At 44.8% G+C, this 15,407-nt stretch carries 13 protein-coding genes; 5 read left to right on the top strand and 8 right to left on the bottom strand.

The features are described 5' to 3' along the window. Positions 1–47: 47 nt before the first annotated feature. The 3 genes from ACVW0P_RS05100 to ACVW0P_RS05090 form a co-directional block, all read right to left on the bottom strand. The gene (locus ACVW0P_RS05100; RefSeq protein ID WP_457131117.1) at positions 48–3,419 is read right to left on the bottom strand and encodes a DEAD/DEAH box helicase; all 3,372 of its coding nucleotides are present in this window, start codon (positions 3,417–3,419) and stop codon (positions 48–50) included. A gap of 80 nt (positions 3,420–3,499) precedes the next feature. After that, positions 3,500–5,389, bottom strand: coding sequence for an AAA domain-containing protein (locus ACVW0P_RS05095; RefSeq protein WP_457131116.1), 1,890 nt, complete (start codon positions 5,387–5,389; stop codon positions 3,500–3,502). A 181-nt stretch (positions 5,390–5,570) separates the two neighbouring features. Then, positions 5,571–6,047 (bottom strand): DUF4112 domain-containing protein, encoded by a 477-nt coding sequence (locus ACVW0P_RS05090; RefSeq protein WP_457131115.1) that lies wholly within the window; start codon positions 6,045–6,047, stop codon positions 5,571–5,573. 185 nt (positions 6,048–6,232) lie between these two features. Here ACVW0P_RS05090 and ACVW0P_RS05085 point away from each other — a divergent pair, with 185 nt between their 5' ends. Then, entirely contained in the window at positions 6,233–6,409 is a 177-nt protein-coding gene (locus ACVW0P_RS05085) for a hypothetical protein (RefSeq protein WP_457131114.1), read from the top strand. Positions 6,410–6,535: 126 nt separating this feature from the next. Next, positions 6,536–7,240, top strand: coding sequence for a DUF92 domain-containing protein (locus tag ACVW0P_RS05080; RefSeq protein ID WP_457131113.1), 705 nt, complete (start codon positions 6,536–6,538; stop codon positions 7,238–7,240). A 3-nt stretch (positions 7,241–7,243) separates the two neighbouring features. Here ACVW0P_RS05080 and ACVW0P_RS05075 read toward each other — a convergent pair whose 3' ends face one another. The 4 genes from ACVW0P_RS05075 to ACVW0P_RS05060 form a co-directional block, all read right to left on the bottom strand. After that, positions 7,244–8,500 (bottom strand): aspartate kinase, encoded by a 1,257-nt coding sequence (locus ACVW0P_RS05075; RefSeq protein WP_457131112.1) that lies wholly within the window; start codon positions 8,498–8,500, stop codon positions 7,244–7,246. Continuing rightward, positions 8,487–9,305, bottom strand: a complete 819-nt coding sequence (locus ACVW0P_RS05070; RefSeq protein WP_457131111.1) for a DUF3298 domain-containing protein — start codon at positions 9,303–9,305, stop codon at positions 8,487–8,489. Before ACVW0P_RS05070 ends, ACVW0P_RS05075 begins: the two co-directional genes overlap by 14 nt. A gap of 83 nt (positions 9,306–9,388) precedes the next feature. Further along, entirely contained in the window at positions 9,389–9,901 is a 513-nt protein-coding gene (locus ACVW0P_RS05065) for a GNAT family N-acetyltransferase (RefSeq protein WP_354430565.1), read from the bottom strand. 30 nt (positions 9,902–9,931) lie between these two features. Continuing rightward, positions 9,932–10,624, bottom strand: coding sequence for a YggS family pyridoxal phosphate-dependent enzyme (locus ACVW0P_RS05060; RefSeq protein ID WP_354430564.1), 693 nt, complete (start codon positions 10,622–10,624; stop codon positions 9,932–9,934). Positions 10,625–10,665: 41 nt separating this feature from the next. Between ACVW0P_RS05060 and ACVW0P_RS05055 the strand changes: the two genes are divergently transcribed. From ACVW0P_RS05055 to ACVW0P_RS05045, 3 genes are all read left to right on the top strand, one after another. Next, the gene (locus ACVW0P_RS05055; protein WP_457131110.1) at positions 10,666–11,055 is read left to right on the top strand and encodes a DUF4296 domain-containing protein; all 390 of its coding nucleotides are present in this window, start codon (positions 10,666–10,668) and stop codon (positions 11,053–11,055) included. Next, positions 11,036–13,399 carry an endonuclease MutS2 gene (locus ACVW0P_RS05050; protein ID WP_457131109.1) on the top strand — a complete coding sequence of 788 codons (2,364 nt, stop codon included), beginning with the start codon at positions 11,036–11,038 and terminating at the stop codon, positions 13,397–13,399. Before ACVW0P_RS05055 ends, ACVW0P_RS05050 begins: the two co-directional genes overlap by 20 nt. Positions 13,400–13,533: 134 nt before the next feature. Beyond that, positions 13,534–14,601: a GDSL-type esterase/lipase family protein gene (locus ACVW0P_RS05045; RefSeq protein ID WP_457131108.1), complete on the top strand. Its 1,068-nt coding sequence runs from the start codon at positions 13,534–13,536 to the stop codon at positions 14,599–14,601. Positions 14,602–14,787: 186 nt separating this feature from the next. Here the strand turns inward: ACVW0P_RS05045 and ACVW0P_RS05040 are convergent, their stop codons facing one another. Next, positions 14,788–15,348 carry a hypothetical protein gene (locus ACVW0P_RS05040; RefSeq protein ID WP_457131107.1) on the bottom strand — a complete coding sequence of 187 codons (561 nt, stop codon included), beginning with the start codon at positions 15,346–15,348 and terminating at the stop codon, positions 14,788–14,790. Positions 15,349–15,407 lie beyond the last annotated feature (59 nt).

Raw genomic sequence — 15,407 nt, 5'->3', positions numbered from 1 at the left:
TGTTGTACTATTTGATATTATAGGTGTATAATATGATACGGCGGCAGCTATTTTCGCAACAGGCCAAGCAAGTCGGCTTTGGAGAGTGATTGCAGGAATGACGCGTCAGTTTTGATGAGGTCTTTAACCAGCTGTTGTTTGGTGTCCTGCATGTCCATTATCTTTTCTTCAACCGTATCGGGGCAAATCAATCGTACGGCTACCACATTTTTATGCTGACCGATGCGGTGGGTACGGTCTATTGCCTGGTTTTCAACGGCAGGGTTCCACCATGGGTCAACCAGGTACACATAATCGGCTTCGGTCAAATTAAGGCCAACACCGCCTGCTTTAAGGCTGATAAGAAATACCCTTATCTCCGGGTTATTTTGGAAATTGTTCACCGTTGCCTCGCGGTTCCGGCTGCTGCCTGTTAACCAGCTGAATTGAATATCGCGAGCAATCAATTCTTTTTTGATCAGTTCCAGCATGGTAACAAACTGCGAGAACACCAGGATCTTATGCTGTGGCGATTTGCTTTCTATCTGCTCTATCAGCATCGCTATCTTGGCCGATTCATCGCCCGGTGGTTTATCGCCCGTAAGCAGCATGGGCGAATCGCAGATCTGGCGCAGGCGGGTAAGGCCTTTCAAAACATTCATCGGGCTGCGCTTGAGCAAGTCATCAGTAGTGGCAGAAATATATTCCCTAAATTCCTTTTCGTAAGCATCATAAATACCTCGCTGTTGTGGCTGCATCTCGCAATACAGTACCATTTCGGTTTTATCGGGAAGTTCTTCGGCCACCTGTTGCTTGGTGCGGCGCAGTATAAACGGTTTAATTTTAGCCTGGAGTTCTGCAGCGCGTTTATTGCTCTTGAATTTATCTATAGGCACCGCGTAAATATCCTTAAAGTATTGTTTTGTACCCAATAGGCCGGGACAAGCAAATGAAAGCTGTCCATAAAGATCGAAAGTGTTATTCTCGATAGGCGTACCTGTAATGGCAATACGGTTACGCGCTTTCAATAACCGCACAGCCTTGTACCGTTGCGAATCGGGGTTTTTGATGGCCTGCGATTCATCAAGAAAAATATAGTTGAACCGATAGCTTTTCAGGAAATTCACATCCGTTAACAGCGTACCATAAGAAGTAAGGATTACCTCGAAAGTATCAAACTCATCCGTGTTTTTGATCCGGTCGGCACCGTAAATAGTGTGGATGCGGATGGAGGGGGCAAATTTTTTAAGTTCCATTTGCCAATTAAATATTAGCGAGGTGGGTACAACCAGCAGGTTGGTATTGCGCTTAACCTTATCCCGTTGCGACAGGATAAACGCAATGATCTGCAGAGTTTTACCAAGGCCCATATCATCTGCCAAACATCCGCCAAAATTCAGGTCATCTAAAAAATTTAGCCAGTTTAAGCCTTGATGCTGGTAGGGGCGCAGTGTGCCTTTAAAATCCGGCGATATCGTAACTTCCTTAAGTGATTCAAAATCCATCACTTTTAACTGGAGGTTTTGGATATCCGTTTTTACCTCATCATCCAGCATGGCGTCCTCAAAAAGCTCTGATACGGTCTGGAAGTTGGTTTTAGGGATCTGTAGTATATCATCCACTATCTCGCCCGAATTAAAGTATTCGGCAAACTTTTCCACCCATTCGGCAGGCAGGATGCCCATGGTGCCATCATCCAGCTGCACATATTTGCTTTTGTTGCGTACTGCTTTGTTCACCTGCTTTAAAGCGGCCCGTTTACGGCCAAAGCGCACATTTACTTCGGTATTGAACCAATTGATGCCGCTTAACACTCGGATGGTGATATTCACTTTATTTGGGTTAAGCTTGTTGCCCTCCAGTTCGTTAAAACCTAAAACGGTAATATCATGTGCCTTCCAATCCTCAATTACATTCAAGAACCAATCCTCCTGTAAAAAATACCGCTTATGGAGGTAAAAATAGGGCAGGTCGTCGCCCTCCAATTGCTCCGGGAACCATGGGTGTTGTTTGGTGAGCAGGGCGGTAAACGCAAGTTCGGCCTCATCATTACGCTCCACCAAAAACTCTTTTCCTTTGGCATCCCTGCCATAGATCATACGCTTTGTACGTACAGGAATCTCGGCCTCGCCATAGCGCATTACCGGCAACAGCATCACATGGCTGCCAAAATCCGACAGGTAAATGATTTGCTCCGTCTCCTTTACAAAGCCTTGCTGCTGTAGCTGTATAGGCGTGGCGGCCCTAATATATTTGTAGGCAACCAATATATTATCTTCGAGTTTCGATAAGAAACCGCCTTTAAACTCCGTGAATTTCGACTGATGGATCAGCAAATTATCCGTTCGTTTCTTAAGCAGGTCTATCAACGCCAAAACCTGCAGGTTATCCACCAGGTAAAGGGTATCGTTCAGCAACACAAAATAGTTAAAACGTAGGTCGAGATCTTTAAGCGGATGATCCGTTTTGCCGATCTTTACGGACCCGGACAATTCGAAAAACTGCCCTTTGCTATCCACCGTTAGCTTCACATCATGTGGCAGCACGGCCACTTTAACCGGGACTACAGATGTTGCTGTTATGTTTTCTGAGATAGCACTGTCGTGATAATAAAAGGGATAGTCGGGCGTGTTTTTAACGATGGCGCGCAGGGCTTTTATATCGGCCTCGGTGCGTTTGGAGTTGAGGTGGTTTTGAAATTTATTGATGCCCGTATAAAACTTAAGCCGGTTATTATCGTCCGTTTCCCAGATCAGGTCCAGGGGGTTAACAGGGGCCATGGGGTTCTTTATCTTGCCCTCTTTAGTGGTTTTGGCAGAGTATAGTTCAATGAACAGGTATTGGTAATATTTATGCTGTTTAATAACTACGCAAACCGTTCGCTCATCCTCTTTAACATGTTGATTTTCAGTAGGTATTATCAAGTCATTTAAACCAGATAAACTCTCTTTAGTTATCGGCATAAGCGAGTTGCTTAACGGATTAACAGTTACTATTTTATGCTGATAATCAAGTTTAAAATAACGGTCAAGATCGGGTTCATTTTCCAATCCATAATCATAAGCCGAGCGTTTCAGTTTTTCGTGGCGAAGCTTGTTGTTAAAGAAAATGCCCAGTTCATCCCGGCGGGTAATGGCCCCTAATACCAAGGCCTGATGGTCACAAAGTTTGCCCGGTATGCTATCACAATTGCAGGTAAGTAACAAACCATCGGCATGCTGCACAACATCCACTGGCGGGAACGTTCCGTTGGTTTGGTTGATAAAAACACCCTCATTAACAGCAATGTGTTTTGGGGCGATGTCCTTATATTGGTCGGCATCGGGGTAAGCTCCGGATGCTGAATTATTAGCAATAACCACCCCGGTGATATTTTGAAAGGGGGTATCCCTCAAAATAAAAACATGATCGGTTATGTGGTTGTCCTGTACGTTGCTCACCTAAAATTTATTGCAGCCAAAGCGCTAAATATCCTAAGAATTATGGAGAGTATGCAATTAACTTATAAACACAGGAAGCGTTAATTCATGTAGTCCCAAGCACTTTGGTAGCCGCCTATTCGCTCGGCATAACTCATCATATCCGCATAAAAAGGCAGGCGGGTAATGGTCGCGCTATCACCGATGATCACCAACTTTTTACGCGCCCGTGTCATAGCCACGTTCATCCTGCGGATATCCGAAAGGAAACCGATAATGCCATCCGGGTTGCTCCGCGTCATACTGATATAAACCACATCGCGTTCCTGCCCCTGGAAACTGTCTATAGTATTTATAGCGATCTTATCGGCATGGGGTAGCAGGGCAGATGCCTCAAACAATTCTTTTATGATGCGGATCTGGCTTTTATATGGTGATATGATGGCTATCGACGGGAAAGGCAAGTCTTTTGCTTCAATCATATCAGCAAGTTGCTGCAAGTGCTTCAGTAGAAACACCGCCTCTTCGGGGTTTACGGAACTTGTACCATCTGGCTTTTCATCAAAGCCACAGCCTGCGGTATCAACAAAACTCATAGGCATATCGCTATCAAAAAGCAAACGCTTGGCAACAGATGCGTTTGCCTTTAAACGATTGCCATAAAATTCTTTGGATGAGAAGCCCATTATATCCTTGTTCATGCGGTATTGTTCTTCCAACAAGGTAACGGCGTTGGGGTGCAGTACCGCGCATTTTTCAAGCAGCGTTGTGCTTAAACCCTCATTAGCTGCTTTGTTAGACTTAATGGTTGGCGGTAACTGGAAATGGTCGCCGGCCATAACGAGCTTTTGCGCCTTTAATATAGGGATCCAGCAGGCGGGTTCAAGTGCCTGGCCGGCCTCGTCAATTACCACGGTGTTGAACTTTACATCGCGCACGGTATAATGATTGCTGCCTACCAGGGTGGCCGTTATTATCTGCGCTTTACTTACCAGATCATCAATGATAAACTGCTCTATCTTGCCCACATCTTTTATCATGCGGTGTGCTTCGTCAAACAGGGCTTTGCGCTGGTCGCGCTCGGCTTTGCCAAAACTGCGCTTGTATTTATGAGCCATGTCCTTGTAGCCAGCCGCCTGTTTCTTAAGCTGTTTAATGTCTTTTGTGTAGGCATGCGCCGCCATCTTGCTATCTAATGTAAGGGACGTCAGCTTTTCAGACACCTTCGACGGATTGCCCACGCGCAAAACATTGAGGCCTTCGTTTGCCAGTTTCTCGCTTAACAGGTCTACAGCTGTATTGCTCGGGGCAACTACTAAGATTTGTTTGCCATCCTGTTTTATCAGGCGTTTAATGGCCTGTACAATGGTGGTAGTTTTACCTGTGCCCGGCGGGCCGTGTATAATGGTAAGGTCTTGCGCTGCCAGTGCTTTTTGCGCTGCCGAAAGTTGTGAGGCGTTTAGGCCATCAATGGGTGCCTCATATATTTCGTTGAACGAAGGCTCCGCTTGTCCCGTCAACACACGGATCAATTTCCCTTCCGGCTTATCAACTAATGCAGATGCCTGTTTAAGGGCGTTCTGCATTTCATCGTAGCTGTTGTTATCAAATAGTAATTCTATGCCCAGTTTGCCGTTGCGTGTCCAATCAGGCAGTTCATCGGTAAAAAGGGTTATTTTCAGGCGATCACCGCCTGCGTATGCTATAGTCCCTTCCACGCGGTCGGTACCGGCATCATGGTTGGAGAACAGCACGGCAGGCGCGCCAAACTTAAATTGGTGCGATATGTCTTTATTTGTGGTGCGCTCAAGCTCAACCGTAAGGTAATCTCCCCGGCTTGGTTCAGACCCACGGATAGCGATAGGGTACCAGGTAATGCCTGTCGCGCGCCTATCGGTAACAGATGTGGTTTGTGTGAGTTTTAAGTATGCGCCCCTGTCTTCGTCGCGCTCAATTTTGAGCAGCGAGAGCAGGTTTTTAAAATAGTCCATTGCTGCAAAGGTACGCTAAAGCCATACCGTAAGGAAACTATTCACCCAAATTACAACGCGTAACCTTTACATATTTAACAGCTCAATGTTAAATGTTTAGATTGGTTTTAAGCTAATATCTGTTAATGTAGCAAACATAACCGCCGGTACGCTAACCAATATGCCTTATACTTATGAAATCTCAACCACCCAAACTGAATAACCAGTGTAATAACAGGTAGCTTATGTACAGCACCGCGCTGAAAACTATCAAAAGGACAATCAATAATAGCGCGATGATACCGTTGCCGCTGCCGGTGTGCTTGCCTTCGCTGTAATGTTCTTTTAATAGTTGAATGTTGCGGGTATTTGCTTTGATGTAAAAATCGGAGATCTGCCCTAATAAAGGGATGGCGCCAACAATGGCATCTATGCTAATATTGATCGTCATAAGGATGAGTACTTTGCGGCTAACGCCGTTTTTTGCCATCACGTAAAGCAACGCGGCCGATACGATAAAACCCGAGACATCGCCCGCAAAGGGGATCAGGTTGAGGATAGGGTCGAGGCCGAAACGGAAGTTTGTGCCCGGCACTTTAAATTTATCATCCATAACGGATGCAATGCGCTCTACCCATTTAAGCTGTCCGCTTAATACTACCTGTTTTGACTTATCCATGCTTATTAATGAATAATCAAGTACAGGTATTTGTTTTACACCTGCATCTTATTTACCTGGCCGGGCAAAGGCAAATTTTTCGGGCAAACTTCAAACTAATAACTGCAAACTGATAGGAACGGTATGGTTGTTGCAAGGTATAACAAAGGCTGTAAGGTCTATTTATAAACTTAAATACATCTGTTATGAAAACCCAGGAAACAAAAAACAATGTAACCGGACAAGGATCGTCAACCTCCGACCGCGCTTATGTAGATGCTAAGGAAACACAAAAACAAAAGGGTATAAGCAATGGCGGCGGCCAACGTTCCGATCAAACATCGAATAAGGATAACACCCGTAAACACGATAATAAACATTAATGCTTTGGTTTAATACCTTAAACGCCCTTGGTGAAAACTAAGGGCGTTTTTTATTGTAGCAAGCCCTTCCGCGCATCGTCTACGAGGTAATGACGTATTGTAAACTAATTTATATGTTTGATGTAAATGCTGATAATTCACGTTATATTCACATTACTCATATTTGCTGCAAGTTATGCCAGTTACAAAGCGGGTAAGCTTACACTTGCAGGTGCCGTAACAGGTGGGGTTGTGGCGGCACTTGTTTACCTTGGCACTGGTTATATTGGGATAGCAATGCTGGCCATGTTTTTCTTGCTCTCCATCCTGGCGACCTCCTACAAAAAAGAAGAGAAGCGCAATTTAAGCGATGAGCACCCCGAAAAGCGTGATGCCCGACAGGTATTGGCCAACGGGGGCCTGCCTGCGATATTAGGTTTACTGGCTTTTATCATGCCTGAAAATACTTTGCTGGCAACCATCCTTATGGCCGCTGCATTTGCATCTGCAACTGCTGATACCTTATCTTCAGAGTTGGGGATAATTTATGGGAAACGTTTTTATAACATAACCACCTTTAAAGCTGATGAAAGGGGTAGGGATGGGGTAGTAAGCATAGAAGGCATATTGATAGGCCTTGGAGGATCTGTGATTATAGCGTTGATATTTGCCCTCAATTTTGGGTTGAACAGCCTATTCCTCAGCATCATTATAGCAGGTACCGTGGGTAACCTTACCGATTCCGTTTTGGGTGCAGTGCTGGAGCGCAGGGGTTATATAAACAATAACGAGGTTAACTTCCTGAATGGTATTTTCGCGGTGATAGCCTGTTCCTTACTTATATTTCTTTAGAAATCATTTCAATACAACCTGCGCGGTGTTCCTGCTGGTTTGTTTCATTAAAACTGTTTTGCCATTGGTTACTTCGTCAACCGCGACGGTGGTGTAATGCCTCAGGGTTATCAGCGTAAGTTCGTTATTATATTTCACTTTGAACGATTCCTTTAACGTCTGCAAAAGCTTCTCAAATTTATCGGCAGCGTAATCGATACAGGCCGTAAAGCTTAATGCTGATGTTTGCATCATATTTACCTTTACATGGTGCCTGGCAAACAACCCGAAAATCTCACTCAGGTGGCTTTCAGATATAAACGAATAGTCATTAGCCGAGATAGAGAGCAATACCTGATTTTGCTTTATGATGATAACCGGCTTATCAAATTTATTTACTGCGCCTTCTTTTATCTGCGTACCGGATGCGGTTGGGTCGGTAAATGGCTTAACTAATAGCGGTATTTTGGCGTTTTGTAAAGGTTTTATCGTTTTTGGGTGGATAACACTTGCGCCGTAATAGGTCATCTCTATAGCTTCCTGATAGCTTAATTCGTCAAATTTGATAGTATTGGCAAAATGCTTTGGGTCGGCGTTTAGTATGCCGGGCACATCCTTCCAGGTAGTGACAGATTCCGCGCCAAGGCATGCCGCAATAATCGATGCCGTGTAATCAGATCCCTCGCGACCAAGCGTAGTGGTGAAGTTCTCTGATGTTCCGCCTAAAAAGCCCTGCGTTACCACAACGCCTTTATTTAACATTGTAGGGATGTCTTTTTGTATTGCTGCACGGGTTTTATCCCAGTCCACCACACCTTCGCGGTAAGTATTGTCCGTATGAATGTAACCGCGCACGTCAAGCCATTTGCTGGTGATGCCGGTATGGTTAAACCAGGCGTTCACGATGCGGGTTGATACCAGTTCGCCTATGGATACGATCTGGTCGTAAATAAAGTCGTACTCATCATGGGGCTCGTCTTCAATGGCCCAGTCTATTTCTACAAAGGTATTGGCAATATCGTCAAACACGGGGTGGCTCTCGCCGAAGAGTTCGTGGGCGATGTGGTAATGATATTCTTTTATTTCTTCAAAGATCCCGTTCATATCATCAGTGCCGTTAAAATAGGCGTTGGTCAGCCGCTCCAGCGCGTTGGTGGTTTTACCCATAGCGGATACCACAACCAAAATCTGGTTACCCTCGTAGCTTTTAACAACGTTACCTAAATTTATAACACCCTGCGCATCCTTAACCGATGCACCGCCGAACTTAAATACCAGCATTTTTATGTAAATATTGTGAAGCGACAGACTGTGGCCGCATAAGTTTAGAAATTTCTGAATAGGGGATGATCAGCTCGGTTTGGCCGGCCGCATAGGGTTTTATTTCGTACTGGTTGTACATAAACCTTAAACCAAGTGGCGTTATCGAATAGTTCTCGTTCAGCGCGAATTTGTTTTTGTCGAAAAAGTAATCGTCAAGCGGCTTGGTTGGGGTAAGTTTTTCATCCTTACGGAAAATGCGCTCGGCAATTTTGGTAAGTTCTGGTTTATAACCAGCTATCAAAATATCATCAAGCGTAACGTTTTTATTCAGCTTACCATCCCAGTTTATAAAACCGGTAAAGCTACCGCCATGCGCGCCTCCCTGGAAAGCATAACCTCCATACTCAAGCGTTATCAATGCGGAATCCTGGCCAATAACTTTGGCGTAACTGTCCAGCGTGTAATACATTTTGCTTTGCGGATCATCTTTTTTAGAATCATTGTACGATTTGATGAATGCCTCCGTCATTGCTTTTATACTTGTGTCTGGCTTTTCGCCCAGCATAAACATGTTTAGCAGTTTATGTTTCACGGTATCATTTAAAACAGGCTTGGCTTTAAAAACCGGGTATTTGATATCTACCACGGTACAGGTGCTATCCGGTTTACTGCCACAATCTGCAGCACGTTCGTGGATGGCCTGGTAGGTGTAAGCAATAGTATCCCTGAATATTCCGTCGGTTTGTACCTTTTTTTCGTTACCCCATTTGCATGAGCTAAGGCCCAATGCGGCCAATAGCAGGAGTGATGTTACTTTCATCATTATATGATTTTGTGATTGCCTCATTTCGAATTTTGCATTTGCACATCTGCATACTTGCACATCTGCACATCCTCTCTTCACATCTACAAGTTTTCAATTTGTTCTTTAGAGAGCGATGCGTTTAGCCAACCTGCTTCAATGTTTGCGCCGTACTTTTCGTAAAATTTAATGGCGGGCTCATTCCAGTCCAGTACCTGCCATACCATGCCGCTAAAGCCACGTTGGCGCACTTCCTCAAACAGCCTGTCGAAAAGTAATTTACCAATGCCCCTGCCTCGATAATCTTCGGTCACTATCAAGTCTTCGAGGTATAAACGGTTACCTTTCCAGGTAGAGTAGCGAATGTAGTATACGGCAAACCCAACAATCATATTGTCGGCTTCCACTACAAAAGCCTTCCAAACGGGGTTGGCACCAAAACCGGCATCCTCAAATTCTTCCAGCGAAACGGTTACTTCTTCGGGGGCGCGTTCAAACAGGGCAAGCTCATTAACCAGCTCCATCAGGCGCGGGCAATCGGCTTTTACCGCGACGCGGGTTATCCCTCCGGAGCCCTGAAGAGCGAACTTTTGATCGGCTGAGTTATTATGACTCATGATGATATTCTATTAAAATCTTTAATTCAGTTAATTGGGGTTTGAGACTGTCTTTTTAGCCCTGCCGCCAAAAATGGTACTGCCCAGGCGCACCATATTGCTGCCCTGCTCAATGGCTACTTTGTAGTCGGATGACATGCCCATAGATAGCGTATCAAACGATTCCTCCTTGCGGAAAAAGCTAACCTTTATCCCGTCGAAAAAGGTCTTCAACTCGTAGTACTCATCTTTTATCTGCTTTTCAACGTCGGTATTGGTGGCAATGCCCATCAATCCGCGGACGCGGATGTTTTTTAATGCCGCGTACTCTTCGCTGCGCAAAAGTTCTATGGCCTCGTCAAACCCTAAACCAAATTTGGTTTCCTCATCGGCAATGTAAATTTGCAGCAGGCAATCAATAACACGCTTATTCTTTTCGGCATGCTTGTTTATTTCTTGCAGTAACTTAATGCTATCTACAGATTGTATCATGCTAATGAAGGGCGCAACGTACTTAACCTTATTGCTTTGCAGGTGCCCAATAAGGTGCCACTCAATATCTTTGGGTAATTGCTCTTGCTTTTCTACCAGTTCCTGCACGGTATTTTCACCAAACAGGCGCTGCCCGGCATCATAGGCTTGCTGCAGGTCTTCGGCAGGCTTTGTTTTAGAAACGGCCAGTAGGGCTACGTTTATTTCGCCGGTTTCTTTTTTTAAACTTTTAATATTATCGGCTATGCTCATTTATCGTAATTTTGCGTTATATAACGCCGCTAAATTACAGAATGCAAAAATATATAAGCTTGTTTTTTTTGGGATTGATTTGTTTGACAGCCTGCGACAACAAAGATGTGCCTAAAGATATTATACAGCAGCCAGCAATGATAAGCCTGCTAACCGATATCCACTTAGTTGATGGAGCTGTTTACACAGCACCGCAACTGCCGGATAGTTTATTTAAATATGGCAGGGCTAAATACGATGCCGTATTTAAAAAGCATCACACAACTGATGCCGAATATAAAAAAAGCCTCAAATACTATGCGGTACATCCCGATATAGTGCAGGATATGTACGTTAAGATCGAAGCTACGATAAAAGCTAAATTAGATTCTACCAACAAGGCATCAAACAAACCCTTAAAGCCCGTTAATAATGCTGTACCCACAAAATAGCGCGGATAAACTTGGCTTTACCGAGGTTAAACAATTAATAAAGGCGCACTGCCTGAGTGTGATGGGCCAGGAGATGGTGGATAAGATCCAGGTGATGAGCAATTATGACCTGATAGCCAAATTTCTGAACCAGGCCAATGAGTTTAAGAATATTTTGCAGAACGACGCCGCGCTGCCCATCAATAATTTTTACGACATCAAATCGCTGGCTAATAAAGCCAGAATAGAGGGTTCTTTTTTATCTGAGGACGAGTTCTTCCAGGTGCAGGCGTCGCTTACCACGGTGTTCGCGGTTATCGCTTACTTTAACGAGCGTACAGGTGTTTACCCAAACCTCGAAGCACTTTTTGAGCACCTGCCTATAGAGAAGGCTATCCTTAAAAAGATAGATGCCATTATCGATCCAAAAGGAAAGATCCGCCACAATGCATCGCGCGAGCTGATGGAAATTACATCGGGCATTGCCAAGGCAGAGCAGGAAGCCCGTAAAAAGATAGACCAGATCTTTAAGGCCGCCAGCGCTAATGGCTGGACGGCCGACGGCTCATTAACTGTGCGCGATGGCCGTATCTGTATCCCGCTGCTTGCCGAGAATAAGCGTAAGCTGAAAGGTTTTATCCATGATGAATCGGCCTCCGGCCAAACGGTTTATATGGAGCCGGAGGAGGTTTTCTCCCTTAATAACCGCATCCGCGATCTGGAGTTTGACCGCCGCCGCGAGATCATTAAGATCTTAACCGTTTTAACCGATGAATTAAGGCCGTACGTGCCACTTTTATTATCGTACCATGGCTTGCTTACAAAGCTGGATTTTGTGCGTGCCAAGGCTTTATTTGCAATTGATATCGAGGCCGAGATGCCTAAAGTTGTTAACGAGGCAAAGCTAAGATTGCTGAATGCCCGCCACCCGTTGTTATATCTCAGCTTTAAAAAAGAGCGTAAAACGGTTGTGCCGCTTAACGTAGGTATAGACGATGGCACGCGTGTAATTGTAGTTTCGGGCCCTAACGCGGGCGGTAAATCTGTTTGTATGAAAACTGTTGGTTTGCTGCAAATGATGGTACAGGCAGGGTTGCTTATCCCTGCTGCCGCTGATAGCGTAGTAGGGGTGTTTAAGCAAATTTTTGTTGATATTGGTGACGACCAGTCGATAGAAAGCGATTTGAGTACATACAGCGCACACCTTTCAAAAATGAAAAAGTTTGTGGAAGATGCCAATGGCAAAACCATGATACTGATAGATGAGTTTGGTACCGGTACCGACCCGCAATTTGGAGGCCCCATAGCCGAAGCCGTGCTGGAGGCCCTTAACCATAAAAAGGTGAGGGGGATGGTTACCACCCACTACTCTAACCTAAAGATCTTCGCCAGCCATACCGAGGGGATAGAAAACGCGTCGATGTTGTTTAATAACACCGAAATGCTGCCCATGTATATGCTGGAGGTTGGTAAACCCGGCAGTTCGTATGCGTTTGAAATAGCCCAAAAGATAGGCTTGCCACAAAATGTGCTTAACCTGGCTAAAAACAAGATAAGCAGCGGGCAAAAAAAGGTAGATAGCTTATTGGTTGATCTGGAACGGGAGAAGAAGGATATTTTTGATACCAAGCTGCAACTGGATAAACAGCAGCGACGTGTAAATGCCTTGCTTGCCGAGAACGAGGAGCTAAAAAGCTTTTTAGACGAGAACCGTAAAACCTTGCTTAAAGAAGCCAAACAGGAAGCCAAAGACATCATTCTGAACGCTAATAAGCTTGTTGAAAATACCATTGCCGAGATCAAAAGCAGCAATGCTGATAAAGAAGTAACCCGTAACCTGCGGGAAAATTTGAATAACGAGGTTAGGAAAAATACTGTTAAAACTGATGTGCCGAAACCAAAGGTTGCTATTGACGAAGACCTTAAAGTTGGCGATTGGGTGAAACTGATAGACGGCGATACCACCGGCCAGATCCTGGAGCTGATAAAAGATAACGTAGTGATTGCCATGGGCGAACTGCGCACCGTGGTGAAACGTAAACGACTGGAAAAGGTAGCCAGATCTACCATCCCGAAGGAAGCGAGGCGCAATACCATTAGCCAGACCGGCGATATAGCCAGCTTTAGCCCTGAGATTGATGTACGCGGCCAGCGCACCGAGGATGCTTTGTTCGCGATTGAAAAATTGTTTGACAGGGCGCTGATGATGGGTTTTGGTACGCTGAAGGTACTCCATGGCAAAGGCGACGGGATATTACGCAAGATGATTCGCCAGTACCTTAAAAAATATGATCAGGTAGACCGCATGGAAGATGAACACCCGGATAGGGGTGGCGACGGGATAACTTATGTTTATTTAAAATAGATTAGAATTGTCATCCTGAGCGACAGCGAATGATCTATTACCGAACTATACATATCGGAAATGCTTGGTGGCGAATAGATACTTCACTACGTTCAGCATGACAAAGTGGAAGATTGATACGCCTAATAAATATCATGATAAGATTTAAAGCATTTGCATTTATACTTTTATTAGCCACTGCGCTAAGCACTCACGCGCAAACCCTTGTAAACTTTAATAACCCAAAGATCCATTACATGGGGCGAGTGCCGATGAAAGATAGCACTGCCGAGCTTTCGTGGACGGCTGCATCTGTTATCGTTAACTTTAACGGCACGGCTGTAAAAGCCACCATGAATGACGAGAACGGCCTTAACTATTATAATGTAGTGGTAGATGGGAAAGTAACTAAGGTGGTTAAGTTAAGTAAGGGTAAAACGGAATATGAGTTGATCTCGGGCTTGCCTACAGGTAAGCACAAATTGCAATTGTTCAAGCGTACCGAATACGATTGGGGCCGTACCTGGTTTTACGGGTTAAATATCAATGGGAAACTACTTGCCCCGCCAACCTTTAAACATACAATTGAATATTACGGCGACTCTATTACCTGCGGCATGGCCGATGAAGATACCACCGGCAAGGATAGGGGCGATAACGATTACGAGAACGGTTATGCCGCCTATGCAAATGTAGCGGCAAGGCATTTTGATGCCAATTTTAATTCAATCTCTAAAAGTGGCATCGGCGTCATTATCAGCTGGTTCGACTACGTGATGCCGGACATTTATGATCGCGCCTACGCGCACGATAAAGCCAAATGGGATTTTAGCAAATTTACGCCCGAGCTGGTTGTGGTAAACCTGTTTCAAAATGATTCATGGTTAACAAAAAAGGAGGAACACGAACAGTTTAAAGCTCTTTTTGGTACAACCCCGCCAACGCCGGAGTTCATCATAAACCATTATCAGGACTTTATTAAAAGCATCCGCGCAAAATATCCCAAGGTGAAAATTGTATGTGCGCTTGGCGCTATGGATGCCACCAAAGAAGGTTCGGCATGGCCGGGATATATAGAAAAAGCCGTTGCCGGCTTAAATGATAAAGGTGTTTACACCCATTTCTTTCCCTATAAAAATACAAACGGCCACCCAAGTGTTAAAGAGCAGCAAACCATGGGAGAGGACCTGATAGCGTATATTGAAAAGACGTTTAAGTGGTAGGTATCAGATAAATTTGTCATCCCGAGCGATAGCGAAGGATCTATTCGCGAATTATTCTAATCACCATGTCATTTCGAACGAGGTACGAGGAGAAATCGTCTACAACACACTTTCAACGGTTTCTTAGTCGCTCGTAGAAGATTTCTCGTCGCTGCGCTTCCCTCGAAATGACAGTAGGGTCAGGCTTTACTCCCCAACCTTTTGCTGATCCGGTGTTTCATTGGGTCCCGGGATATTTACGTTATCATTCCCATCAGCAGTGCCTTCCTGGTAACTTTGCTGCGATTCGTTGCGATTACCTTCATTATCATTAGCGTCGTTTTCTGGCGTTTTTTGGTCGTTTTCTGAACCCTCTTTTGTCGGCCCATTATCCTCATTATCCGATTGACCGGTGGTCGCGGCGCCTGTTGCTTCGGTGTAGTTGGATTGGCCTAACTGGTTAGGGTCTTTAAAATTATTGTTTTCAGGATGTTCGTCAGATGGCTCGGTACGGCGGAAATATTCATTGCTGTAACCCGCGTTTTGCGATGGGTTGTTCTTGTCGTCGCCGGACGGGGTATTAGCGTTTTCGCCGAAACGTAGTCCGCCTGCACCATTAGCTTCCATACCCGGTTCATCACCGCTCTTTTCCTCGCTGCCAAACATAAAGGCGGTTCTGCGAAGGTCTTTCTCTTCCAAATTATCGTCGTCTTCAACGCGGTAAGAGGTTGGTTTATCTTGCTGGTTGTTATCGTTATTGCTTTCCATTTCTTTTAAAAATTGATGTATATTGATAACGAAATGGCTGTTGTAATTGTTTGGATTTA

The sequence above is a fragment of the Mucilaginibacter sp. UYNi724 genome, assembly GCF_054057495.1.
Note: the sequence above shows the minus strand (reverse complement) of the source record. Positions and strands in the feature narration are given on the sequence as shown.